Here is a 24,865-nt window from a genome sequence, read left to right on the forward strand (position 1 = left end):
CGTTGACGGTCGGTCGGCGGATCGGTTAACCGAGTGGCAACTCCGCGGAGATCATCGCGCACTGCCGTCGCCCTAATTTCTGTCGTACGATCGAAACCATGACACGGGGAGCGCCCATGATCGACGAGCCGACCGGCATCAGCTTCCCGCGGCGGCCGTCGTCCGCGGCCCGACGATGGTCGTGAACATCGGCCGGCGACGTGCGGAGATCTCCGATCTGTCCGGTTCGGGCGTCCTCGGACGCTCTTGTTCCCGCTAGAGTTCGTCGGCGGCGCGCCCGTGATCGGCGCGGTCCGCCGGCTGCGGCCACGCCCCGCTCCCGCCCTCGAACCGCTACCCGAGAGGACGTCCGATGAGCACGACCGCGACCACCTACGGCGCGCGTGACCACGCCCGCGCCCAGGCGGGCACCGTCGTCGACACGATGCCGTCGATCCCGGCGAGCACGTGGCCGTCACCGCCACCGGGGGTCGCACCCGAGGCGCTGACCTGGGCCGAGACGGTCGCCGGTGGCGGGTACACGCACAAGGTGCTGGCCCGGGGCACCCGGCTGCGGCTCACCGACGTCGAGGGCGACGCGTGCGCGCACCTGCTGCTGTTCAACGCCGATCAGCCCTGGGAGCGGCTCAACGTCGCCGACACGGTGAAGGTCCAGTGGAACGCCTACCTCGGCGGGTCCGTGGCGCTGCTGTCGGACCAGGCCCGGGTGCTCGCGACGATCGTCGCGGACTCCAGCGGCCGGCACGACGCGCTGTGCGGGACGTCCACTGTGGACGGCAACACCGAGCACTACGGCGACGGCGCCCCGCAGGGCCCCTCCCCCGCCGGGCTCCCGCTGTTCACGTTGGCCGCGGCGAAGAACGGGCTCGGCCCGCGCGACCTGCCGCCGAGCCTGTCGTTCTTCCAGGGCGTGCGCGTGGGTGCCGCGGGCGAGCTGGGGTTCACCGGCTCCGCGGGCGCCGGGAAGTCCGTCGACCTGCGGATCGAGATCCCGTCGATCGTGCTGCTCGTGAACGTGCCGCACCCGGTCGACCCGCGGCCGGACTACACGGCGACCAAGCTCGAAGTGCTCGCCTGGCGCGATCGGCCGTCCACTCCGGACAGTCCCGAATGGACGCACAGCCCCGAAGCCCAGCGCGCTTTCGAGAACACCGCCGACTACCTGGCCGCGAGGGGGATCGCGTGAGCACAGCGTACGAGTCCGAGCTGGAGCTCACCTTCGACGTCCCCGCGCGGGCGCCGTTCTCCCTCGTGCTGAAGCAGGGGCAAGAGCTGTCGATCGTCGACCTCGGCGGCAACCAGGCCGTCGACTTCCTCTGCTACGACGCGAACGACACGGCGAAGCGCTACAGCGCCGCGGCGACGATCGCCGCGCAGCGCAACATCTTCCTGACGACTGGCAGCGTGCTGCGCACCCAGGAAGGCGCGCCGCTGCTGACCGTCGTCGCCGACACCTGCGGGCGCCACGACACACTCGGCGGTGCGTGCAGCAAGGAGTCCAACAGCCTGCGCTACGGCCAGCACACCCGGTTCCAGCACGCCTGCGTCGAGAACTTCCTCGGCGAGGGCGCGAAGTGGGGGCTCGGCAAGCGCGACCTCGTCAGCAACGTCAACTGGTACATGAACGTGCCGGTCGAGGCGGACGGCACCCTCGGCATCGTCGACGGGATCTCCGCGCCCGGCCTGGAAGTCCGGCTGCGCGCCGAGACCGACGTCCTGGTCCTGGTGTCGAACTGCCCGCAGATCAACAACCCCTGCAACGGGTTCGACCCGACGCCGGTCCGGCTGGTCGTGACGGCTTCCGGAGGCGGGGTGTGAGACTGCTCGTCGCCAACCGCGGCGAGATCGCGGTCCGGATCCTGCGCAGCGCGAAGGAACTGGGCCTCGAAACCGTCGCGGTGTACTCGGACGCCGACCGCCTGACCCCGCACGTGAGGCTCGCCGACCGGGCCGTCCGGCTCGGCCCGGCGCCCGCGGCGGAGAGCTATCTGCGCTCCGACGCGATCATCGCGGCCGCGCTCGAAACCAGCTGCGACGCCGTCCACCCGGGCTACGGGTTCCTCTCCGAGGACGCGGCGTTCGCGCGGGCCTGCGAGGACGCCGGGCTCGTCTTCGCCGGGCCGTCGCCCGAGCACCTGGAGGTGTTCGGCAGCAAGCACACCGCGCGCGAGGCGGCGATCGCGGCGGGCGTCCCGCTGCTGCCCGGCACCGGCCTGCTGTCCGATGTGGACGAAGCGGTGGCCCACGCGGCGGAGATCGGCTACCCGGTGATGCTCAAGGCCACCGGCGGGGGCGGCGGGATCGGGATGCGCGCGTGCGCCACGCCCGGGGAGCTGCGGCTCGCGTGGGACGACGTGCAAAGCACCGCGGCCAAGAGCTTCGCCGGCTCGGGGGTGTTCCTGGAACGGCTGGTGCGCCGCGCCCGGCACGTCGAGGTCCAGGTGTTCGGCGACGGCTTCGGCGAGGTCCTCGCCCTCGGCACGCGCGATTGCTCGCTGCAGCGGCGCAACCAGAAGGTCGTCGAGGAGTGCCCGGCGCCGGACCTGCCCGACGCCGTCCGCCGTCACCTGGTCGACTCGGCCGTCGCGCTGTGTTCTTCGGTGCGGTACCGCTCGGCGGGCACGGTCGAGTACGTCTACGACCCCGAGCACGGCGAGGCGGCGTTCCTCGAGGTCAACACCCGGTTGCAGGTCGAGCACCCGGTCACCGAGGCGGTGTACGGCGTCGACCTGGTCGCCTGGATGCTGCGGCTCGCGCAGGGCGACCGCGCGATGTTCCGGGCCGTGCCGGTGGCGCGCGGGCACGCCGTCGAGGCACGCGTGTACGCCGAGGACCCGAGCGCCGGCCACCGGCCGAGCGCGGGCCTCGTCACGCGGTTCACGCGGCCCGCCGGCGCCCGGGTGGACACCTGGGTCGAGCCGGGCACGACCGTCACCACGCACTACGACCCGTTGCTGGCCAAGGTGATCTGCACCGGCACCGACCGCGCGGACGCCCTGGCGAACCTGCGGACGGCCCTCGAAGAGACGCGCGTCGACGGCGTCGCGACCAACCTCGGGCAGCTGCGAGCCGCGGCCGCCGACCCGGCGTTCGGCGCCGCGACGCACGACACGTCCACTTTGGACGACGTCGGGGACACCGAACCGCGGATCGACGTCGTGCGCGGCGGGACCATGACGACCGTGCAGGACTGGCCGGGCCGCACCGGCTACTGGCACGTCGGCGTGCCGCCGAGCGGGCCGATGGACGACCGTTCGCTGCGGCTGGGCAACCTCGCGCTGGGCAACCCCGAGGGCGCGCCCGGCCTGGAGTGCACTGTGGACGGTGTCACGCTGCGGTTCTCGCACGCCACGCAGGTGTGCGTCACCGGCGCGCCGGCGACCGTCCTCGTGGACGGCGCCGAGGTTCCCTTGTGGACACCGGTCGAGGTACCCGCGGGGGCGACCCTCGACGTCCGGGCGTGCACGGCCGGGCTGCGCAGTTACGTGCTGCTGCGCGGCGGCGTCGACGTGCCGGAGTTCCTCGGCAGCACCTCGACGTTCACCCTGGGCCGCTTCGGCGGGCACGGCGGCCGCGCGCTGGCCGCGGGCGACGTACTGCAGCTCGGCCCGGTGCCCGCGGATCCCGTCGTCGGGCCGGTGGGCGACCGTCCGGACTTCGCGCCGCACTGGACGGTCGGCGCGCTCGAAGGACCGCACGCGGCCCCGGAGTTCTTCACCACCGACGACGTCGACACGTTCTACGCCACGGACTGGCAGGTCCACTTCAACTCGGCGCGCACCGGCGTCCGGCTCGTCGGCCCGCGGCCGAAGTGGGCCCGCGCGGACGGCGGCGAGGCGGGGCTGCACCCGTCGAACATCCACGACACGCCGTACGCGATCGGCGCCGTCGACTACACCGGCGACCTGCCGATCCTGCTCGGCCCGGACGGCCCCAGCCTCGGCGGGTTCGTCTGCCCGGCGACGGTCGCCACCGGCGAGCGGTGGAAGCTCGGGCAGCTGCGCCCCGGCGACACCGTGCGGTTCGTGCCGATCGACGCCGATCACGCGGCGGCCCTGCGCACGCGGCCCGCGTCGGTAATCGAGCCGAGCCGGACCGCGCGCCACGACGTCGGTGTCCTCACGCGACTGTCCTCTTCGGACGACGAGCCGGCCGTCACCTACCGGCGCAGCGGCGACGACAACCTGCTCGTCGAGTACGGCGAGATGAAGCTCGACCTGGCGTTGCGGATGCGGGTGCACGCGCTCGCCGAGCGGCTCTCGGCCGAGGGCGTGCCCGGGATCGTCGACCTGACGCCGGGCATCCGGTCGCTGCAGGTCCACGTCGACCCGGACGCGCTGCCGGTCGGCAAGGCGCTCGGCCTGGTGCGCGAGCTGGAACGCGACCTGCCGCCGACGCACGATCTCGTGGTGCCCAGCCGCAGCGTGCGGCTCCCGCTGTCGTGGGACGACCCGGCGACGCGCGAGGCGATCGAGCGGTACATGACCGGCGTGCGTGACGACGCGCCGTGGTGCCCGTGGAACATCGAGTTCATCCGGCGCGTCAACGGACTGTCCAGTGTGGACGACGTCTACCGGACGGTCTTCGACGCCGAGTACCTGGTGCTCGGCCTCGGCGACGTCTACCTGGGCGCACCGGTCGCGACGCCCTTGGATCCGCGGCACCGGCTGGTCACGACGAAGTACAACCCGGCGCGGACGTGGACGGCGGAGAACTCCGTCGGCATCGGCGGCGCCTACCTGTGCATCTACGGGATGGAGGGGCCGGGCGGGTACCAGTTCGTCGGGCGGACCGTGCAGGTCTGGAACAGCTGGCGTGGTGCGAAAGCGCCGTGGCTGTTGCGGTTCTTCGACCGGATCTCCTGGTACCCCGTGTCCGCCGACGAGCTGCTGGACCTGCGGGCGCGTTCGTCGGCCGGTCAGCTGGAGCTCGACGTCACCGACGGCTCGTTCGCCCTCGCCGGCTACCAGGAGTTCCTGGCCGGCAACGCGTCGAGCATCGCGGACTTCCGCGCGACGCAGACGGCGGCGTTCGAGGCCGAGCGGCGGGCGTGGGCGGCGGCGGGCGAGTTCGACCCGAAGCCGGAACCGGTGACGCGGCCCCCGGCGCGCGTCGAGGCACCGCCGGGCGGCCACGTCGTCGAGGCGCCGTTCGCGGCGACCGTGTGGCGGGTGGACGTCTCGGTGGGCCAGCGCGTCGAGGACGCGCAGTCGCTGGTGACCTTGGAAGCGATGAAGACGGAGGCGCGGATCCCGGCGCCGGCCGGCGGGAAGGTGGTCGACGTGCTCGTGTCCCCCGGTGACCAGGTGGCGCCCGGCACGCCGTTGGTGGTGCTGGCATGAGACTGCTGGAACGCGTGCACGCGGCCTACCGGCGGATCGAGCAGGTCGACCGGCCCGAGATCTGGATCGACCTGCGGCCGGAAACCGACGTGCTGGCCGAGGCGGCCGCGCTGGAGGAGCGTGGGCTGCCGCTCTACGGGACGCTCGTCGCGGTGAAGGGCAACATCGACGTCGCCGGGCTGCCGACGACGGCGGGCTGCCCGGCCTACGCGTACCGGCCGGCCGCGGACGCACCGGTCGTGGCCCGGCTGCGGGCGGCCGGTGCGCTGGTGCTCGGCACGACGAACCTGGACCAGTTCGCGACCGGGCTGGTCGGCACGCGCAGCCCGTACGGCGCGGTCCGCAACGCCGTCGACCCGGCGTACGTCTCGGGCGGGTCCAGCTCGGGGTCGGCGGTGGCGGTCGCGCTGGGGATCGTCGACCTCGCTTTGGGCACCGACACCGCGGGTTCCGGACGGGTACCGGCGGCGTTCAACGGGATCGTCGGCCTCAAGCCGACGCCGGGCCTGCTGCCGACCGAGGGCGTCGTCCCGGCGTGCCGCAGCATCGACTGCGTCTCGCTCTTCGCGCGGACGGTCGAGGAAGCGGCGTTCGCGCTGACCTGCCTGGCCGAGCCCGCGCAGGTCCACACGGGACGGTTCCGCATCGGCGTGCCCGCGGAACTCGGCCCGCTCGCACCCGGCTGGGCGGAGGCGTTCGCCGCGACGGTGGAGGACTACGCGGCCGCGGGCGCCGAAATGACCACTGTGGACATCTCGGCGTTCCTGGACGCGGCGCAGCTCTTGTACGGCGGCGCGTTCGTCGCCGAGCGCTACACGGCGGTCGGCGAGTTCCTGGAGTCGCACCCGGACGACTGCGACCCGGTGGTGCACGGCATCATCACCGGCGCCCGGGACATCCGCGCGCACCGGCTGTTCGCCGACCAGGACACCCTGGCCGGGCTGCGCACCGAAGCCCTGGCCACGCTGGCCGGCGTCGACGCGCTCCTCCTGCCGACGACCACCGAGCACCCCACGCTCGCCGAGGTCGCCGCGGACCCGGTCGCCGTCAACGCGCGCCTCGGCCGGTTCACCAACTCCACCAACCTGTTCGGGCTGTCGGCCTTGGCGATCCCGGCGGGCACGGTGGCCGGGCGGCCGTTCGGCGTCATGCTGGTCGGCGCACCCCACGACGACTTGAAGCTGACGGCGCTGGCCTCGCTGCCGGGCGCGCGCGTACCGATCGTCGTGGTCGGCGCCCACCTTCGCGGGCAGCCGCTGAACCACGAGCTGACGTCCCGCGGCGGCCGGTTCGTGTCCGAAGTGGACACGGCGGCTTCGTACCGTCTGTACGCGTTGGACACTGTGCCGCCCAAGCCCGGGCTGGTGCGCGTCCCCGCGGACGGCGTGTCGGTGGCGGCGGAGGTCTGGTCGCTTCCCGTGCGGGGCTTCGGCGAGTTCGTCTCGCGGATCCCGTCGCCGCTGGCCATCGGCAAGGTCGAACTGGCGGACGGCCGCGAGGTGCCGGGCTTCCTGTGCGAACCGTCGGCTACCGAAGGCGCGAAGGACATCTCCGCCACCGGCGGCTGGCTCGCGTACCTGGCGTCGCGATAAATCAGGTGCGCGCCCGGCCACACTGGAGTGGTGAAAGCTCTATCGTGCGGCCATCTCGCACCGGCCGCCGGGGCGCGTGTCTGCGCCCATCTGACCACCGACAACGGACCTGACTGCTTCCGCGTGCTCACGGGCGTCGCGACCCGGTACGACCTGCTGTGCGAGGCGTGCGCCGACCTCGACGCCCCCGAACTGCTCGACGCGTGCGCCGGCTGCTTCGACCGGGCCGAGGCCGACGCGGACCTCGGCTGGCGCGGCACCCCCGGAATCCTCCGGCACGACCGGGACCTCGGCGGCGCCTGGACGACGACGGCCTGCCCGGTCACCCCGCTGAACGACCACTGCCTCGCGCCCCTGCCGGACGGCTGGCTCGCGCTCACCGCGGAGGGCCTGGTCGGGATCGGCGGCGAACCCCGGCCCATCGGGCCGGTCGACGTGCCGCCGGAACCCCCGCGCGAGTGGGCCGGTCACGTCCGTGGACCGGCGCTGTACACGAGCGGCGACGGCCGGTTCGCCGCCGTGGTCACCGACTACGGCCGATACGGCGCGGTCGTCGACCTCGCCTCCGGCGCGGTGACCCTGGCGCTGGACCGGCAGGACTACCACGCCGACACGACCCGGTTCCCGGTCGCGTTCCTCGACGGCGGCACCGGCCCGCTGGTCGTCGCGGCCACCGGCTGGAACCGGCTCGACGTCTTCGAAGCCGCCACCGGCGGTCTGCTCACCGACCGCGTCACGAGCCATGAGGAGAATCCCGAGCACTACTTCGACTACTTCTTCGGCGCGCTGCGGCCGAGCCCGTCCGGGCGCGTCCTGCTCGTCGACGGCTGGGCCTGGCACCCGGTGGGGGTGCCGCTGGCGCTCGACTGCGAGGCGTGGCTCGCGGGTGAGCGGCACGCGCCCGAACACGGTCGCCTGCTCGCCGACCGCGGCTACTGCTGGAACCGGCCGATGGCCTGGATCGACGAGAACACCGTGGCGCTGCAAGGCATCGGTGAGGACGAGCCGATGCTCGACGGCGTCGAGCTCCGCGACGCCGGGGCCGACCGTCGGATCGGGATGTTCGCCGGGCCCGCCGGCCAGATGTGGGGCCACCGCGGCCTGCTGTACGTCACCGCCGAGGCCGGGTTCGAGGTCTGGGATCCCGCCGCCGGCGCCCGGATCGGGTTCGCCGCGGGCTTCCGGCCCACCGCGCACCGCGACGGCACCTTCGCCGAGCTGGGTAACGATCGGCTGCGGATCTGGTCGTCCGCTCGGTAACGACCCTCAGACTCCGCCGCCGGTGTGCCGATGAATCACGGACGACTCCCGGAGGCGGCCATGACGACGGCGACCACATCCCCGCAGACCACGCTCGTCCACTCCTACCTCTACCTGCGGCGCGCCATCGGGCTGATCGGGCTCGCGCTGCCGCCCGTCCTGATCCTCGGCAAGCAGCTCGCGGACGGCGGCGGCCTCCTCGGCTCGCTCAGCGGCTACTACTACACCGACGTGGGGAACGTCTTCGTCGGCGCGATGTGCGCGGTCGGGGTGTTCCTGCTCGCCTACTACGGTCACGACCTCGTCGACAACGTCGTGAGCACCGTCGCGGGCCTCGGCGCGATCGGGGTCGGGCTGTTCCCCACCACGCCGGGCGGCGACGTCTCGGTCTGGGACCGGACCGCCGGCGTCCTGCACCTCACGTTCGCCACGGTGTTCTTCCTGAGCCTGGCCTGCTTCTGCCTGCGGCTGTTCCCGCGCGACGGCGAGCACTCCGCACAGCGAGGCACCTTCTACCGCGCCTGCGGCGTCGTGATCCTGGCCTGCCTGGTGCTCATCGTGCTCACCAGCGCCCTCGGCCTCGTCCCGGCGCTGCACCCGGCACTGTGGCTGGAGAGCGTCGCGGTGTGGGCGTTCGGGCTCGCCTGGCTCGTCAAGGGACAGACGATGACCCCGTGAGTGTGCCTTACCCCACTCGACCGGGCCACACCACTGGTTACCCACGGGTAACAAGGGCTATCGTGCGCTCAACACCGTCTACTTTCTGGAGCATTCGTGGCCGCACCAGCAACGCCGCTTGCGCCGAACGCGCGAGGGGTACGCAACGTCGCCTTCGTCGAGGGGGTACGGACCCCCTTCGGCAAGGCCGGCGACAAGGGCATCTACGCCGGGACCCGCGCCGACGACCTGGTCGTCAACGCCATCCGGGAGCTGCTGCGGCGGCACCCGGAGCTGCCGCCCGAGCGCGTCGACGAGGTGGCCATCGCCGCCACCACGCAGATCGGCGACCAGGGCCTGACCATCGGCCGCACCGCCGCGCTGCTCGCCGGGCTGCCCAAGTCGGTGCCCGGCTTCGCCCTCGACCGGATGTGCGCCGGCGCCATGACGGCCGTCACGACCACCGCGTCCGGCATCGGCTTCGGCGCCTACGACATCGCGATCGCCGGCGGCGTCGAGCACATGGGCCGCCACCCGATGGGCGAAGGCGTCGACCCGAACCCGCGGATCATCGCCGACAAGCTGGTCGACCCGACCGCGCTCGTCATGGGCCAGACCGCCGAGAACCTGCACGACCGGTTCCCGGACATCACCAAGCTGCGCACCGACGCGTTCGCCGCGCGCAGCCAGGAGCGCTACGCCGAAGCCGTCAAGACCGGCAAGATCGGCCCCGAGCTGGTTCCGGTCGCCACCCGTTCGAAGGAACTGGGCTGGGGCCTGGCCACCGAGGACGAGCCGCCGCGGCCCGGCACCACGCTCGAGACGCTCGCCGGGCTGAAGACGCCGTTCCGCCCGCACGGCCGGATCACCGCCGGCAACGCCGCGGGCCTCAACGACGGCGCGACCGCGTCGCTGCTGGCCGACGAGGAGACCGCCCGCGAGCTGGGCCTGCCCGTCGCGATGCGGCTGGTCGGCTACTCCTTCGCCGGCGTCGAGCCCGAGGTCATGGGCATCGGCCCGGTGCCGGCCACCGAGAAGCTGTTCAAGCGCACGGGCCTCTCCATCGACGACATCGGCCTGTTCGAGATCAACGAGGCCTTCGCCGTGCAGGTGCTGGCCTTCCTCGACCACTTCGGCATCGCCGACGACGACCCGCGCGTCAACCAGTGGGGCGGCGCGATCGCCTGCGGCCACCCGCTGGCCTCCTCCGGCGTCCGGCTGATGACGCAGCTCGCGCGCCAGTTCGCCGAGCGGCCCGACGTGCAGTACGGCATCACCACGATGTGCATCGGCATCGGCATGGGCGGCACCGTGATCTGGGAGAACCCGGCGTTCGAGGGGGCGAAGTAATGACGTTCACCGCTGAAGAAGCAAAGGCCGCGTTCCCCGACGAGGTCGTCACGGTCGCGACGACCCGGCTGGTCAAGGTGCCCGGGCTCACCAAGCCGGTCGCCCTGATCACCCTCGACAACGGCCACGACCACACCCGGCCGAACACCTTCGGCCCGCAGGGGCTCGTGTCGCTCGACACCGCGCTGGACAAGGCGTTCGAGGCCGAGCCGGCCGCGATCGCCGTCACCGGCAAGCCGTTCATCTTCGCCGTCGGCGCGGACCTCTCGGGTGTCGAGTCCGTCGCGGACCCGAAGCTGGCGCGCGAGATCGCCCAGACCGGGCACGACGTCTTCCGCCGCCTCACCGAGACGAAGATCCCGACGTTCGGGTTCGTCAACGGCGCGGTCATGGGCGGCGGCCTCGAGCTGGCGCTGTCGTGCCACTACCGGACGCTCTCGGAGAACACCGCCGCGATCGCGTTCCCCGAGGTCTTCCTCGGCCTGTTCCCGGGCTGGGGCGGCACGCAGCTGCTGCCGAACCTCATCGGGCCGGACGCCGCCGTCACGGTGATCATCGAGAACGCCCTGGCGCAGAACAAGATGCTCACCGTCAAGAAGACGGCCGAGCTGGGCATCGTCGACGCCGTCTTCGGCTCGGCCGACTACCTCGAGCAGTCGCTGCTGTGGCTGGCTCGCGTGGTCAACGGCGAGATCACCCCGCCCCGCCGCGAGATCGACCGCGGCGCGGAGTGGGACAAGGCCATCGCGCGGGCCAAGTCCATTGTGGACGGCCGCACGCACGGCGCGTCGCCGGGCGCGACCAAGGCCGTCGAGCTGCTGGAGCTGGCCCGGGAGAACGACCTCGACCGGGGTTACGCGGCGGAGACCGACGGCCTCGCCGAGCTGCTCATGTCCGACGTCCTGCGCGCCGGGCTGTACTCGTTCAACCTGGTCAACAAGCGGGCCAAGCGCCCGGCCGGCGCGCCGGACAAGAACCTGGCGCGCAAGGTGAACAAGGTCGGCATCGTCGGCGCCGGCCTGATGGCCAGCCAGCTCGCGCTGCTGTTCGTGCGGCGCCTCAAGGTGCCGGTCGTGCTGACCGACGTCGACCAGGCGCGTGTCGACAAGGGCGTCGGGTACGTCCACGACGAGATCGACAAGCTCCTGGCCAAGAAGCGCGTCTCCCCGGACGGCGCCAACCGGCTCAAGGCGCTGGTCTCCGGTTCGCTCGACAAGGCCGCGTTCGCCGACGCCGACTTCGTCATCGAGGCCGTGTTCGAGGAGCTGGGCGTCAAGCAGCAGGTGTTCGCCGAGCTGGAGCAGCACGTCTCCCCCGAAGCGATCCTGGCGACCAACACGTCGTCGCTGTCGATCACCGCGATGGCGTCGAAGCTGCAGCACCCCGAGCGCGTGGTCGGCTTCCACTTCTTCAACCCGGTGGCCGTGCTGCCGCTGCTGGAGATCGTCCGCGGCGAGCAGACCGACGACGCGTCGCTCGCGACGGCGTTCTCGGTCGGCAAGCAGCTGAAGAAGTCCAGCGTGCTCGTGAAGGACGCTTCGGCGTTCGTCGTCAACCGGCTGCTGCTGCGCTTCCTCGGCGAGGTGCTGGTGGCGGTCGACGAGGGCACGCCGTTCGAGGTCGCCGACGGCGCGCTCGAGCCGCTCGGCCTGCCGATGTCGCCGCTGACGCTGATGCAGCTCGTCGGCCCGGCCATCGCGCTGCACGTCGGCGAGACGCTGCACGAGGCGTACCCGGACCGGTTCACGGTCAGCGACAACCTCGCGAAGTTCGTCAAGGCGGGCAAGAAGGGCGTCTGGGTCTGGGATGCCCAGGGGAACCAGTCGCCCGACCCCGAGGTCGTCGAGCTGTGGACGCAGGGCGACAAGCCGTCGACGGCGGAGCAGGTGCGTGAGCGCGCCCTTTCCGCCATCGCCGAGGAGATCCGGATCATGCTCGACGAGGGCGTCGTCGCCGAGGCGCAGGACATCGACCTGTGCCTGGTCCTCGGCGCCGGCTGGCCGTTCTGGAACGGCGGCATCACGCCGTACCTGGACCGTTCGGGTGTGTCCGAGCGGGTGAACGGCAAGCCGTTCCTCGCCCCGGGCGTCGCGTCGGTTCCGGCTTCCTGACCAATGCCGTGAGGGGCACCTTCAGGGCTTATATGTCCCTGAAGGTGCCCCTCACGGCTTTCAGTACTCGCCCTCGCGCGGGCACTTCGGCGGCGGTGCGGTGACCTTCAGCCGCGTCGCCGCCGCGTTCAGGTCGTTGACCTGCACCTGGTCGGCGTTCGGGAAGCGGGCGTGCAGCTCCCGGGCCCAGGCGTCCAGGTCCGTGCCGGGCACCGCGAGCAGCGACACCGACGCGGGCAACGCGTCCGGCGTGGTCAGCTGCAGCAGTTCGGGCTGGTCCTTGAAGACGTCCTTGAACCGGGCGAACGCCTCCGCTTTGGTCTGGACGAACACCCGCCGCGCCTTCGGGTCGTCGCGGAACTTTCCCGCGGCGTCCCGCATCTCGTCGTCGGTCCGGAAGTACACCGAGACCGACGCGCACAGGTTGTGCCCGGCCAGCGGCCCGGGGTTCGTGTCCACCGGCAGATCGGGCGGCCGCAGCAGCGCCGCGACGAAGAACGCCAGCCCGACCCCGGCGGCCAGGGCCGCGACGACGACCGGCACCAGGATCCGGGGCAACGACCGCGGTTTCGCGTCCACGCCAGGAATCACAGCACACTCCGCGGTTCGGCGCGCCCCTCCTGCTCGGGCCGGGTCTCGAGGATGAGGTCGGTGGTCAGCCGGATGTGACCGGCCAGGGCGGCCACCGCGCCGTCCGCGTCACCGGCCAGCGCGTGATCGGTGATGGCGGCGTGCTCGGCCGCCGGGTCGCGCTCGCGGTCCTGCTCGTCGAGGGCTTCGGACCACCGCCGGTAGAGCTTCGCGCTGTCGCGCAGGGCGCGCGCGATGCCGTAGAGGCGTTCGCTGCCGCACCCGGCGAGCAGGACGTCGTGGAACTCCGCGTGCGCGGCTTCCCAGTCCGGCGTCACGCGCCCGGGATCGGCCGGGTCACGGCGGCGCGTGTTCGCCAGGGTGTAGTGCGCCGCGACGACTTTCGAGCGCCAGGCCAGGTCGTTGCGCTCGACGGACCGCCGCAGCGCCAGGCCTTCGATGTCGACCCGGGTGGCGGTCAGGTCCCGCAGGTCCGCCTCGGAGATCGGCGTCACCTGGAACCCGACCTGCGGGCTCGCGCGCACCAGTCCCTGCTCGGCGAGCCGGCTCAGCACTTCGCGGACGAGGCTCACGCTCGCGGTGTACCGCGCGCACAGCGGCCGGAACTTCAGCCGCTCACCGGGCACCAGGACGCCGCCGAGGATGTCGGCGCGCAGCCACTCGTACACGTCGTCGGTGCGGGTCTTCGCGGCAGCGGGCGTCGCCATGGCCTCACCCTACACATCTTCGAGTTCATCTCAGATGTTCGAACATCTCTTGACTTATCGAGAATCTGAATCTAGAACTGGGTCATGACCTCTTCCCGCACCGTCGTCATCACCGGTGGTGGCACCGGCATCGGCGCCACCACCGCCGCCCTCTTCGCCGCGGCGGGCGACACCGTCACCATCACCGGTCGCCGCGAGGACGTCCTGGCCGGCACCGCCGCGAAACTCGGCGTGCGCTACCTGGCTTTCGACGCGGCCGACCCGGGCTCGGTCCGGGCCGCGCTCGACCAGTTGCCCGGCTCGGTCGACGTGCTCGTCAACAACGCGGGCGGCAACACCGACCGGCAACGCCCGGCCGTCGAGCCCGGTGACCTCGACGGCGTCGCGGCCGCGTGGCGAGCCAACTTCGAGGCCAACGTCCTCACCGCCGTGCTCGTCACGGAAGCCCTGACGCCGCGACTGGCCGACGGCGCCCGGATCGTCACCGTGGGCTCGATCGCGGCGAAGCAGGGCTCCGGCTCCTACGGCGCGGCCAAGGCCGCCATCGAAGCCTGGAACGTCGACCTCGCCCGGAAACTGGCCGGACGCGGGATCAGCGCGAACGTCGTCGCCCCCGGTGTCACGCTCGACACCGAGTTCTTCCAGGGCACCGTGACCGAGGACTGGGTCCGGGCTCGTGTCTCGGTGGCGTTCGACAAGCGGCCCGGCACGCCCGCCGAGACCGCCGACACGATCTTCTTCTTGGCGGGCAAGGGATCCGGCCACCTCACCGGGCAGGTCGTGCACGTCAACGGCGGCGCGTACACCGCCCGCTGACGCTCAGCCGACGGGCAGGTGCACCGTCACCGCCAGCCCACCGCCGACGATCGGCTCCGCCGCCACGCTCCCGCCGTGCGCCGCGACCGCCGCGCGGACGATCGACAACCCCAGTCCCGCACCGAACCGGGCCGTGCGGGCCACGCCCGCGCGGCGGAACGGCTCGAACAGCTCCGGCACCGCGGCCGGGTCCACGAGGCCGCCCGACGAGCGGACCCGCAGCACCGACCACTGCGGGCCCGGCTGGGTGACGACGTCCAGCCAGCCGTGCTCGACGTTGTGGCGCACGGCGTTCTCCAGCAGGTTGCCCGCGATCCGTTCCAGCAGCGCGGGATCGCCGAACGTGGGTGCCGGCGCCATCGTGAACGACGCCCGGATCCCGCGCTGCTCGGCCTCGACGCGGGCCGAGCGCCAGGCGCGGTCGACGACCACCACCAGGTCCACCGGCTCGAGGACGCCGAGGCCCGCGCCGTCCGTGCGGGCCAGCAGCAGCAGCGAGTTGACGAGCTGGCCGGCGCGTTCGGTCGCGTCGCGGACCACGCCGCCCATCCGGCGCAGCTCGGCCACGTCGGCTTCCTCGTCGGCGAGCGTGACGTCCAGTTCCGTGCGGATCACCGACAACGGCGTCCGCAGCTCGTGGCTGGCGTTCGCGACGAAGTGGCGTTGCGCGTCGAACGCGGCCTGCAGCCGGTCGAGCATGTCGTCGAACGTGCCGGCCAGCTCGGCCAGCTCGTCACGCGAGCGGACCTCGCCGATCCGCGCCCCGAGCGACTCGACCGACAGCCGCCGCGCCGTGCCGGTGATCTCGCGCAGCGGCAGCAGCACGCGCGAGGTGAACGTCCAGGCGAGGATCGCCGCGGCCGCCACCACCAGCAGGAACGCCAGGGAGCCGAACAGCAGCATCCGGTTGCGGGCGTGCACGCGCAGGTGCTCCGCGAGCGTCGAGGCGTCCACCTGGACGCCGTCGACGACCACGGTGCTGCCCGGCGGCATCTGCGGGACCGCGTCGAGCGAGTCCCGCACCAGCGTCCAGGCCAGCCAGAGCAGCAGCAGGCTGACGGCGGCGACCAGCACGGTCGCCAGCAGGGTGATCCGGGCGCGGAGGCTGCGGGTGCCCGGCAGGTTCACGCGCGCGGCGTGCCGGGCTCCGGCACCCGGTACCCGGAGCCGACGACCGTCTCGATGATCCCCGGCTCGCCGAGCTTCTTGCGCAGCGTCATGACGGTGACCCGGACGGTCGTGGTGAACGGGTCGGCGTTCTCGTCCCAGACCCGTTCGAGCAGCTCTTCGCTGCTGACCACCGAACCGGCGGCCGAGAGCAGCACCTCGAGGACGCCGAACTCCTTGCGGGTCAGCTCGACCGGCCCGCTCGCGCGGCGCACGGTGCGCTTCGCCGGGTCCAGCTCGACGTCACCCGCGGTCAGCAACGGCGGCGCGGCCGGCGTGGCGCGGCGGCCCAGCGCCCGCACCCGCGCGACCAGCTCGGGGAAGGCGAACGGTTTCGCGAGGTAGTCGTCGGCACCGAGCGACAGCCCCTCGACCCGGTCCGACACCGAACTGCTCGCGGTCAGCATCAGCACCCGCGTCAGCTCGCCGGACGCGACGATCTCGCGGCACAGCTCGTCACCGGACATCCCGGGCAGGTCCCGGTCCAGCAACACGACGTCGTACCGCGTGACGGCGGCCTTCTCATGACCGTCATCACCCGTGAGCGCGACGTCCACCGCCATGCCTTCGCGGCGCAAGCCACGGGCGATCGCGTCGGCCAGGGGTTCTTCGTCCTCGACTACCAAAACTCGCACCGGACCACAATCCCATATTTTCCTGAGAGTGCCCTTTAAGGACTGAGGCTTGTTCTGGTCAGGCCGCCGCGACCTGCCCCGGATGCCGCGGATTACCGCGAAGTCATGCGGCGGCCGACGGCTGAACAAGCCTCACCGTGCGTCGTGTGTGGCCCAGCGCAGGGCGAACCACAGCCGCATCCGGGTCTCCGGGTCCGCCAGGTCCACGGCCAGCGCGCGCTCCACCTGGGCGATCCGGTGCCGGACGCTGTTGCGGTGCACGCCCAGGGCCGTCGCGGTTGCCTCCCAGCCGCCGTGGTGGGCCAGCCACGTGCGCACCGTCGGCACCAGCTCCCGGTCTCCTGCCCGGTCGAGGGCCAGCAGCGGTTCCAAAGCCCGGGCCGCGAACGCCCGGGACGCGTCCGGCGCCACCAGCGCGTCGAAGTCGAGCGGGCCGCTGCCGGCGAGCACCGGGCGGCCGAGGGCCACCGCCCGCTCCAGCAGCAGGTCCACCTCGGCCACGGCGTCGGCCAAGCGCTCGGCCGGGACCGGCGACCCGGCCGCCGCGAGCCAGCCGTGTGCGCGCAGGTCCTCCAAGTCCCCCGGCGACGGGCCGGTGATCGCGACGAACCGCGGGCCGGGCCGGACCTCGACCAGCGGCGTGTCCAGCCGCGCGCGCAGCCAGTCCGGGCGCAACGCCACCTCGCCGGGCCCGCGGCGGTACGGCGCACCCGCGACCAGCCGGCAGACGTCCGATCCCAGGACGGCCCGCGCGACGCCGTCGGCCGACGCCCGCCCGAGCAGCAGCCCGGTCGCCGCCGCGCCCAGCTCGGCCGCGTCCGAACCAGCGCGGCCGACCAGGCCGAGCAGGGCCGCGCCGACGGCGAGGATCGCGCGGTCGGCGCTGTCGAACCGGCGGGCGCGGCCGGTCACCACCAGGTGCGACGCCGTCGCCTGCGGGTACACCGGCTGGACCACTACCAAAACGCCGCCGGCCAGCTCGGTCGTCGCGCTGCGGATCCCGCTGCTTGCCCGCACGGTGGCGACCAGCTCACGCACCTCCGGCGGCAACGGCGTCGGCGCGTCGTGGGCCGAGGCCAGCACGTCCCCGGCGCCGACCAGCGCGACCCAGGATCGCAGCCGGTCCGCAAGCGCTTCCGTCAGCTCGCCGAGCCCGCCGCCCGCCGCGCGCGTCAAGGCTTCCCGGGCCGCGGTGATCCGCCGTTGCTCCCGCTGGCCCGCCTCGGTCAGCGCGACCGAGACGGCCCGGTTGATCGCCAGGAACGGCGTCCGCGGCGGCACCACCAGCAGCGGCAGCCCGTGCCGCGCGCAGGCCCGGCGCAGCGGTTCGGGCAGCGTCTCCGAGACGGTCGGGGTGAGCCCGAAGCCGAGCGCCGTCACGCCCGCCTCGCGCAGTCCGCGCACGTACCGGTCGACGTCGTCGGGCAGGTTCACCCCGGCGGTGAGGATCAGCTCCTCGCCGATCAGGTACGGCGCGGGGTCCCGCAGCTCGCTGACGTGCGCCCAGCGCACCGGGGCGTCGAGCGCGCCCGGCCGCAGCGTCTCGGGGACGACGTCGAGCGCGAGCTCCCGGTTGCCGACGACGTCCCGTAACGGGACATTCACTTCGGTGGACCACGGATCCGCGTTCTGGGTCATTACGTCCTCACCTACAGCAAACAGAGGATGGATCGTCCCATGCCGGCGGGGTGGCCCGCGAACCTACGGTGACCCGAACACCACCCGAAGAGGTAAGGAGGACCGCCGTGACCGGGGACTATGTGGTCATCGCGCTCTACATCGCGGGGATGCTCGGGGTCGGCTGGTACGGCCTCCGGCTCGCGAAGACGAAGTCCGACTACCTCGTCGCCGGGCGGCGGCTGGGCTGGTTCATGTACTCCGGCACGATGTCGGCCGTCGTGCTCGGCGGCGCGTCGACCGTCGGCGGCGTGAAGCTCGGCTACACCTACGGCATCTCGGGCGCCTGGCTGGTGCTCTCCATCGGCGTCGGCATCCTGGTGCTGCACGCGGTGTTCGCGCGGCGGCTGGTGCGGCTCAAGGTCTACACCGTCGGCGAGATGCTCGACCTGCGTTACGGCGGCAACACCAGCGCGGTGTCCGGCGTCGTGATGTGGGGCTACACCCTGATGCTCACGGTGACCTCGACGCTGGCCTTCGCCACCATCTTCAAGGTGCTGTTCGACCTGCCGAACTGGGCGGGCATCGCCGTCGGCGGCGCGATCGTGGTGCTCTACTCGGTGCTCGGCGGCATGTGGTCGATCACGCTCACCGACATCGCCCAGTTCGTCATCAAGACCATCGGCATCCTGGCGATCCTGCTGCCGGTCGCGATCAGCTCCGCCGGCGGCTTCAGCGGCATGAGCGAGAAGCTCGACGCGAGCTTCTTCAGCTTCACCTCGATCGGCACGGACACGATCGTCACGTACTTCGTGATCTACACCTTTGGCCTGCTCATCGGCCAGGACATCTGGCAGCGCGTGTTCACCGCCCGCACGCCGGCGATCGCGACGTCCGGCGGCATCACCTCCGGCGTCTACTGCCTGGTCTACGGCGTCGCCGGCGCGCTGATCGGGATGGCCGCCCACGCGCTCTACCCGGACCTCGGCAGCGCGCAGGACGCCTTCGCGACGATCGTCGAACGCCTGCTGCCGACCGGCGTCCGCGGGCTGGTGCTGGCCGCCGCGCTCTCGGCGATGATGTCGACCGCCAGCGGCGCGCTCATCGCCTGCGCCACCACCACGACGTCGGACCTGCTGACCAAGCTGGGCCTGAAGAACAGCGAAACCGGCGAGGTCCGCCGCAACCGGATCACCACGCTCGTGCTCGGCCTGGTCGCGATCGGCATCGCGATGATCGTCGACGACGTCGTCAACGCGCTCACCATCGCCTACGACATCCTCGTCGGCGGCCTGCTGGTGGCGATCGTCGGCGCGCTGTTCTGGAAGCGCGGCACCCGCCAGGGCGCGTACGCCTCGATGATCGCGGGCACGGTGTCCGTGGTGACGTTCATGATCATCGACGGCGTCGAGGCCAACACCCCGATCTACTGGGGACTGGGCGCGAGCCTGCTGGTCTACCTGGCCGTCAGCTTCGCCACGCCCCGCACGGCCGACTCGATCCTGACCACCTGGACCCGCCGTCTCAACGGCGAAGACACGTCCGTCCCGACCCGCGAACAGGAGCCTGCCAGTGCCTAACGTCGGACCGCTCGACTCGTCGCGGATCCCCCGGTTCGCCGGGTTCGCCACCTTCGCGCGGCTGCCGCGGATCGACCAGGTCCCCCACGCCGACGTCGCCGTCGTCGGGGTGCCCTTCGACTCCGGGGTGTCCTACCGGCCCGGCGCGCGGTTCGGCCCGGCCGCCGTCCGCGAGGCGAGCCGGCTGCTGCGGCCCTACCACCCGGAGCTGGACGTCTCGCCGTTCGCCGAGATGCAGGTGGTGGACGCGGGTGACATCGCCGTCAACCCGTTCAACATCGGCGAGGCGATCGAGGTCCTGCAGCAGGAAGCCGAGGCGCTGCAGGCGAACGGGACGCGGCTGGTGACCGTCGGCGGCGACCACACGATCGCGCTGCCGCTGCTGCGCGCGGCGGCCAAGCGCCACGGACCGGTGGCGCTGCTGCACTTCGACGCGCACCTCGACACCTGGGACACCTACTTCGGCGAGCCCTACACCCACGGCACCCCGTTCCGGCGGGCGTCGGAGGAAGGCATCCTCGACACGAGCGCGCTGTCGCACGTCGGCACGCGCGGGCCGTTGTACGGCAAGCGGGACCTCGAAGAGGACCGCCGCCTCGGCTTCGGCATCGTCACCTCCGGCGACGTCATGCGCCGGGGTGTCGACGAGACCGTGGACGCGCTGCGGCAGCGGATCGGCGACCGGCCGCTGTACGTCTCCGTCGACATCGACGTCCTCGACCCGGCCCACGCCCCCGGCACGGGCACCCCCGAAGCCGGTGGGATGACCAGCCGCGAGCTGCTGGAGATCCTGCGCGGGCTGCGCGACCTCAACCTGATCGGAGCCGACGTCGTCGAACTGGCCCCCGCTTACGATCACGCCGAGATCACCGCCATCGCGGCCTCCCACGTCGCCTACGACCTGGTGAGCCTGCTGACCTTGGGGAAGAGCGCATGACGGACACCGAACGCATCGGCGGCGACGTCGTCGTCGAGACGCTGCGCGCCCTGGGCGCCGACACGGTCTTCGGCCTGCCGGGCCAGCACGCACTGGGCCTGTTCGAGGCCCTGCGGCGCGCCGACGACCTGCGCGTGATCAGCGGGCGCGTCGAGAACAACCTCGCCTTCGCGGCCGACGGGCACGCCCGCGCGCGGCTCGCGGCGAACCCGGACGGGCCGGTCCCGGTGACGCCGCTCGTCGTCTCCACCGGCCCGGGCGCACTGCTGACGCTGGCTTCCCTGCAGGAGTCCCGCGCGGCGTCGGTGCCGGTGCTCGGGATCTCCAGCCAGATCCCGGTGGCCGGCCTCGGCGGCGGCCGGCACGGGTACCTGCACGAGCTGCCGGACCAGCAGGCCAGCTTCGCGGGCGTCGTGAAGTCGGTGCACGTCGTGCGTCGCGCGAGCCAGATCCCTTCGGCCCTGCGCGAAGCCTGGACGTCGGCCTCGACCGCGCCGTACGGGCCGGTGTGGGTCGAGATCCCCCAGGACGTGCTGCTCGGCCCGGCCGGGGTCCCGCCGATCACGTCGGTAGCCGCCGCGCCCGCTCCCCTGGCGCCGCTGCCCGAGCTGGTCACCGCGGCGGCGGATCTGCTGGCCGCGGCGTCGAATCCGGTGATCCTGGCCGGTGGCGGCGCGCTGCGGTCCGGCGCCCACGCCGAGCTGGAGGCGCTCGCCGAAGCCCTGCGCGCGCCCGTGCTGTCGACCTTCGGCGGCAAGGGCGTCTTCGGCTGGGACCACGAGCTGTCCGGGCAGTCGTGGCTGGAGGACTGGCACAGCACGGAGTTCCTCGCCGACGCCGACGTGCTGCTCGTGCTGGGCTCCGGGCTCGGCGAGCTGTCCAGCAACTACCGCGAGTTCGCCCCGCGGGGGCGTGTGATCCAGGTCGAGGCCGACCTGGGCAAGCTGGAGTCGAACTACCCGGGCCTGGGCATCCACGCCGACGTCCGGCTCACGCTGCAGGCGCTGCTGGAGTGGGTGCCGATGCGGCGTTCGGACGGCCGGGCGGAAGCGGCGGTCGCTTCCTTGCTGTCACGGGTGCAGTCGCGTTTGGACGGTCAGGATCTGGCCGTCGAACGCAAGCTCGTCGACGACGTCCGCGCGGCCGTCCCCGACGGCACGCAGACGTACTGGGACATGACGATCGCCGCGTACTGGGCCTGGTCGGTGTGGAACCCCGAGGGCGCGCCGATCCACACGGCGCAGGGCGCGGGCGGGCTGGGCTACGGCCTGCCCGGCGCGCTCGGCGGCGCCGCCGCGACCGGCGGGCCCACGCTGGCCGTGTCCGGCGACGGCGGCGCGATGTACAGCGTCGCCGAGCTGGCCACCGCCGTCCAGCACGGCCTGGACGTCACGTGGCTGATCGTCGACGACGGCGGGTACGGCATCCTCCGCGAGTACCTCACCGGCGCCTTCGGGCAGTCGACGGCCACCGAGCTGGCCCGGCCCGACTTCGTGGCGCTGGCGCAATCTTTCGGCGTCGCCGCTCGATTGTCCACTTTGGACACCGTCGGCGCCGATCTCGCCGAGGCGTTGCGCACGCCGGGGCCGTCCGTCGTGGTCCTGCCCGCCCTGCTGAAGATGTTCGAGCCAACCCACCTGGAGCAGTCATGACGCTCGACCTGACCGACCCGGCGACCGGCGAAGTGTTCGGCACCAGCCCGATCGCCACGCAGTCCGATGTGGACAACGCTCTCGAATCGGCCGCGCGGGCGTTCAAGGTGTGGCGGCGCAGCACCCCGGCGCAGCGGCAGCTCGCCCTCCTGAAGATCGCGGACGCGCTGGAAGCGCGTGCGGCGGAGTTCGCCGACCTGGAAGTGCGCGAGACGGGCAAGATCCGGTCCGTCGTGCTGGAGGAGGAGATCCCGGAGTGCGTCAGCGCCCTGCGGTTCTTCGCGGGCGCCGCGCGGCAGCTGGAAGGCACCGCGGCCGGGGAGTACACGGCCGGCCACACGTCGGTCATCCGCCGCGAGCCGGTCGGGGTCTGCGCGCAGATCGCGCCGTGGAACTACCCGCTGATGATGGCGATCTGGAAGATCGCCCCGGCCCTGGCCGCGGGGAACACCGTGGTGCTCAAGCCCGCCGAGACGACCCCGTCGACGGCCGTGCTGCTGGCCGAGGTCGCCGCCGAGTTCCTGCCTTCGGGTGCGTTCACGGTCCTGACCGGCGACCGCGACACCGGCCGCGCCCTGGTCAAGCACCCGATCACGGCTCTGGTCTCGATCACCGGGTCGACGCGGGCGGGCATCGACGTCGCCACCATGGCGGCCGCCGACCTCAAGCGCACCCACCTGGAGCTGGGCGGCAACGCGCCGCTGCTGGTCTTCCCCGACGTCGACCTCGCCTCGACGGCCGAAGGCATCGTGGGCGCCGCGTTCTACAACGCCGGGCAGGACTGCACCGCGGGCAGCCGGGTGCTGGTGCACGCCTCGATCCACGACGACTTCGTCGCGGAGCTGACCAAGGCCGCCGCCGCGCAGACACCGGGCGTCGACTTCGGCCCGCTCAACAGCCGCGCGCAGTTCGACCGCGTCCGGGGTCTGCTCGAGCGGCTACCGTCGCACGCCCGCGTCGAAACCGGCGGGGTTCAGCACGGCGACCGCGGGTTCTACTTCTCCCCCACGGTGGTTTCCGGGCTGCGTCAGGACGACGAGATCGTCCAGGAGGAGATCTTCGGGCCGGTCGTCACCGTTCAGTCCTTTTCGGACGAAGACGAGGGTGTCGCGCTGGCCAACGGCGTGCCGTACGGGCTGGCGTCGTCGGTCTGGACGCGGGACCTCGCGATCGCCGCGCGCGTCTCGGCCGAGCTGGACTTCGGCTGCGTGTGGGTCAACACGCACGGCCCGCTGGTCGCCGAGATGCCGCACGGCGGCTTCGGCCACTCGGGGCACGGCAAGGACCTGTCGGCGTACGCCTTCGCCGAGTACACCCGCGTCAAGCACGTGATGACGCGGTTCGCGTGAGCGGCGGGATCACCGAGGTCGAGCAGCACGGGATCGCGCCGATCCCGCCGGAGGAACAGACTTCGCGCCCGCGTGACCTGTTCCGGATGGCGTTCGGCGGCGCGAACACGTTCGCCACGATCATCCTCGGCACGCTGCCGATCGCCTACGGCCTGAGCTTCCGGGCCGCGCTGGCGGCGACGGCGATCGGCGTGGTGCTCGGCGGGCTCGTCCTCGCCCCGATGGCGTTGTTCGGCCCGCGCACCCGCACGAACAACGCGGTGTCGTCCGGCGCGCACTTCGGCGTCGTCGGCCGGTGCGTCGGCTCGTTCCTGTCGCTGCTGACCGCGATCACGTTCTTCGCGATCTCGGTCTGGGTCAGCGGCGACGCCGTCGCCGGCGCCGCGCAACGGCTCTTCGGCTTCGACGGCGGCGCCGTGCTGCGGGCGGTCGCGTACGGCGTCATCGCGATCGCGACGCTCGTCGTCTGCATCTACGGCTACCGGTTCATGCTGCTGGTCAACCGGGTCGCGGTGGTCCTCGGCACGGTGATCATGCTGCTGGGCGTCCTCGCCTACGGCGGCACGTTCGACCCGGGATTCAGCGGCACGGGCACGTACGCGCTGGGCACGTTCGGGCCGACGTTCATCCTCGCGGTGGTCACGGCCCTGGCCAACCCGATCTCGTTCGGCGCGTTCCTCGGCGACTGGTCCCGCTACATCCCTTCCCACCACAGCAAACGCTCCCTGCTGGCGGCACCGTTCCTCGCGCAGGTGGCGACGCTGCTGCCGTTCGGCTTCGGCATCGCGACGGCCACGCTGGTCGCCGACCCGGCCGACTACATCACCGGCCTGACGGCGATTTCCCCGCTCTGGTACGCGATCCCGCTCATCGTGGTGGCGCTGATCGGCGGCCTGTCGACGGGCACGACGTCGCTCTACGGCACGGGGCTGGACTTCAGCTCGATCTTCCCGCGGCTCTCGCGGGTCCAGGCGACACTGCTGATCGGCACGCTCAGCGTGGTGTTCATCTTCGTCGGCAACTTCGCGCTCGACATGGTGTCCAGCATCAACGCGTTCGCCACGCTGATCGTGCTGTGCACCTCGCCGTGGATGGTGATCATGATGATCGGCTTCGTCCAACGACGCGGCTTCTACGACGTCGCCGACCTGCAGGTCTTCAACGAGGGCCGCCGCGGCGGACGCTACTGGTTCACCCGCGGGGTGAACTGGCGCGCAATGGCGGCCTGGATCCCGGCAACGGCGCTGGGCCTGCTGTGCGCGAACACCCCGATGATCGCCGGCCCGCTACGCAACATCGCGGGCGGCGTCGACATCAGCCTGCTGGTGACGCTGGGCACCGCGGCAATCGCGTACCCGGCGCTGGTGAAGCTCTTCCCGGAACCGGCGGAGGTCTTCGCGTCGGCGCCCGCCCCGGCAACCATCCCTGCGGTCCCCGCCGAGGCCTGACCCGCGAGGTCGGCGGTAAAGCCGTGAAGGCCTCCTTACCGTCTCTTATGGCCG

At 72.3% G+C, this 24,865-nt stretch carries 19 protein-coding genes; 14 read left to right on the forward strand and 5 right to left on the reverse strand.

From position 1 onward, the window contains the following. The first annotated feature begins 352 nt into the window (after window positions 1–352). The 8 genes from OG570_RS45395 (at window position 353) to OG570_RS45430 (ending at window position 12,312) form a co-directional block, all read left to right on the forward strand. Complete coding sequence (locus tag OG570_RS45395; RefSeq protein WP_326954788.1) at window positions 353–1,186, forward strand: urea amidolyase associated protein UAAP1; 834 nt, start codon at window positions 353–355, stop codon at window positions 1,184–1,186. Continuing rightward, window positions 1,183–1,818 carry an urea amidolyase associated protein UAAP2 gene (locus OG570_RS45400; protein WP_326954789.1) on the forward strand — a complete coding sequence of 212 codons (636 nt, stop codon included), beginning with the start codon at window positions 1,183–1,185 and terminating at the stop codon, window positions 1,816–1,818. The genes OG570_RS45395 and OG570_RS45400 overlap by 4 nt, the downstream gene beginning before the upstream one ends. Then, window positions 1,815–5,342 carry an urea carboxylase gene (gene uca, locus OG570_RS45405; RefSeq protein ID WP_326954790.1) on the forward strand — a complete coding sequence of 1,176 codons (3,528 nt, stop codon included), beginning with the start codon at window positions 1,815–1,817 and terminating at the stop codon, window positions 5,340–5,342. The genes OG570_RS45400 and uca overlap by 4 nt, the downstream gene beginning before the upstream one ends. Then, window positions 5,339–6,934, forward strand: coding sequence for an allophanate hydrolase (locus OG570_RS45410; RefSeq protein WP_326954791.1), 1,596 nt, complete (start codon window positions 5,339–5,341; stop codon window positions 6,932–6,934). Before uca ends, OG570_RS45410 begins: the two co-directional genes overlap by 4 nt. A 123-nt stretch (window positions 6,935–7,057) precedes the next feature. Then, window positions 7,058–8,194 carry a hypothetical protein gene (locus OG570_RS45415; RefSeq protein WP_326954792.1) on the forward strand — a complete coding sequence of 379 codons (1,137 nt, stop codon included), beginning with the start codon at window positions 7,058–7,060 and terminating at the stop codon, window positions 8,192–8,194. 60 nt (window positions 8,195–8,254) lie between these two features. Further along, on the forward strand, window positions 8,255–8,872 hold the full coding sequence (locus OG570_RS45420) for a DUF998 domain-containing protein (RefSeq protein ID WP_326954793.1): 618 nt from the start codon (window positions 8,255–8,257) through the stop codon (window positions 8,870–8,872). 96 nt (window positions 8,873–8,968) lie between these two features. Then, window positions 8,969–10,201, forward strand: a complete 1,233-nt coding sequence (locus OG570_RS45425; protein ID WP_326954794.1) for a thiolase family protein — start codon at window positions 8,969–8,971, stop codon at window positions 10,199–10,201. Next, entirely contained in the window at window positions 10,201–12,312 is a 2,112-nt protein-coding gene (locus OG570_RS45430) for a 3-hydroxyacyl-CoA dehydrogenase NAD-binding domain-containing protein (protein ID WP_326954795.1), read from the forward strand. Before OG570_RS45425 ends, OG570_RS45430 begins: the two co-directional genes overlap by 1 nt. A 60-nt stretch (window positions 12,313–12,372) precedes the next feature. On the opposite strand, the gene OG570_RS45435 is transcribed toward OG570_RS45430, so the two are convergent. Then, window positions 12,373–12,891 (reverse strand): permease-like cell division protein FtsX, encoded by a 519-nt coding sequence (locus OG570_RS45435; RefSeq protein ID WP_326954796.1) that lies wholly within the window; start codon window positions 12,889–12,891, stop codon window positions 12,373–12,375. An 8-nt stretch (window positions 12,892–12,899) separates the two neighbouring features. Further along, the gene (locus tag OG570_RS45440; protein WP_326947715.1) at window positions 12,900–13,610 is read right to left on the reverse strand and encodes a GntR family transcriptional regulator; all 711 of its coding nucleotides are present in this window, start codon (window positions 13,608–13,610) and stop codon (window positions 12,900–12,902) included. Window positions 13,611–13,694: 84 nt separating this feature from the next. Between OG570_RS45440 and OG570_RS45445 the strand changes: the two genes are divergently transcribed. Continuing rightward, complete coding sequence (locus tag OG570_RS45445) at window positions 13,695–14,426, forward strand: SDR family oxidoreductase (protein WP_326954797.1); 732 nt, start codon at window positions 13,695–13,697, stop codon at window positions 14,424–14,426. A gap of 3 nt (window positions 14,427–14,429) precedes the next feature. On the opposite strand, the gene OG570_RS45450 is transcribed toward OG570_RS45445, so the two are convergent. From OG570_RS45450 to OG570_RS45460, 3 genes are all read right to left on the reverse strand, one after another. Then, the gene (locus OG570_RS45450) at window positions 14,430–15,554 is read right to left on the reverse strand and encodes a sensor histidine kinase (protein ID WP_326954798.1); all 1,125 of its coding nucleotides are present in this window, start codon (window positions 15,552–15,554) and stop codon (window positions 14,430–14,432) included. Then, window positions 15,551–16,228: a response regulator transcription factor gene (locus tag OG570_RS45455; protein ID WP_247049032.1), complete on the reverse strand. Its 678-nt coding sequence runs from the start codon at window positions 16,226–16,228 to the stop codon at window positions 15,551–15,553. The genes OG570_RS45450 and OG570_RS45455 overlap by 4 nt, the downstream gene beginning before the upstream one ends. 132 nt (window positions 16,229–16,360) lie before the next feature. After that, entirely contained in the window at window positions 16,361–17,866 is a 1,506-nt protein-coding gene (locus OG570_RS45460) for a PucR family transcriptional regulator (RefSeq protein WP_326954799.1), read from the reverse strand. Between the two features lie 107 nt (window positions 17,867–17,973). Between OG570_RS45460 and OG570_RS45465 the strand changes: the two genes are divergently transcribed. The 5 genes from OG570_RS45465 to OG570_RS45485 are packed head-to-tail and all read left to right on the forward strand — an operon-like array spanning window position 17,974 to window position 24,811. After that, the gene (locus OG570_RS45465) at window positions 17,974–19,425 is read left to right on the forward strand and encodes a sodium:solute symporter (RefSeq protein ID WP_326947711.1); all 1,452 of its coding nucleotides are present in this window, start codon (window positions 17,974–17,976) and stop codon (window positions 19,423–19,425) included. Next, window positions 19,418–20,362 (forward strand): agmatinase, encoded by a 945-nt coding sequence (speB, locus tag OG570_RS45470; RefSeq protein WP_326947710.1) that lies wholly within the window; start codon window positions 19,418–19,420, stop codon window positions 20,360–20,362. Before OG570_RS45465 ends, speB begins: the two co-directional genes overlap by 8 nt. Then, entirely contained in the window at window positions 20,359–22,014 is a 1,656-nt protein-coding gene (locus OG570_RS45475; protein ID WP_326954800.1) for a thiamine pyrophosphate-binding protein, read from the forward strand. The genes speB and OG570_RS45475 overlap by 4 nt, the downstream gene beginning before the upstream one ends. Further along, window positions 22,011–23,363, forward strand: a complete 1,353-nt coding sequence (locus OG570_RS45480) for an aminobutyraldehyde dehydrogenase (protein ID WP_326954801.1) — start codon at window positions 22,011–22,013, stop codon at window positions 23,361–23,363. Before OG570_RS45475 ends, OG570_RS45480 begins: the two co-directional genes overlap by 4 nt. Further along, on the forward strand, window positions 23,360–24,811 hold the full coding sequence (locus OG570_RS45485) for a purine-cytosine permease family protein (protein WP_326954802.1): 1,452 nt from the start codon (window positions 23,360–23,362) through the stop codon (window positions 24,809–24,811). Before OG570_RS45480 ends, OG570_RS45485 begins: the two co-directional genes overlap by 4 nt. The last annotated feature ends 54 nt before the right edge of the window (window positions 24,812–24,865 follow it).

The organism is Amycolatopsis sp. NBC_01286, from assembly GCF_035982555.1.
Classification (GTDB): domain Bacteria; phylum Actinomycetota; class Actinomycetes; order Mycobacteriales; family Pseudonocardiaceae; genus Amycolatopsis.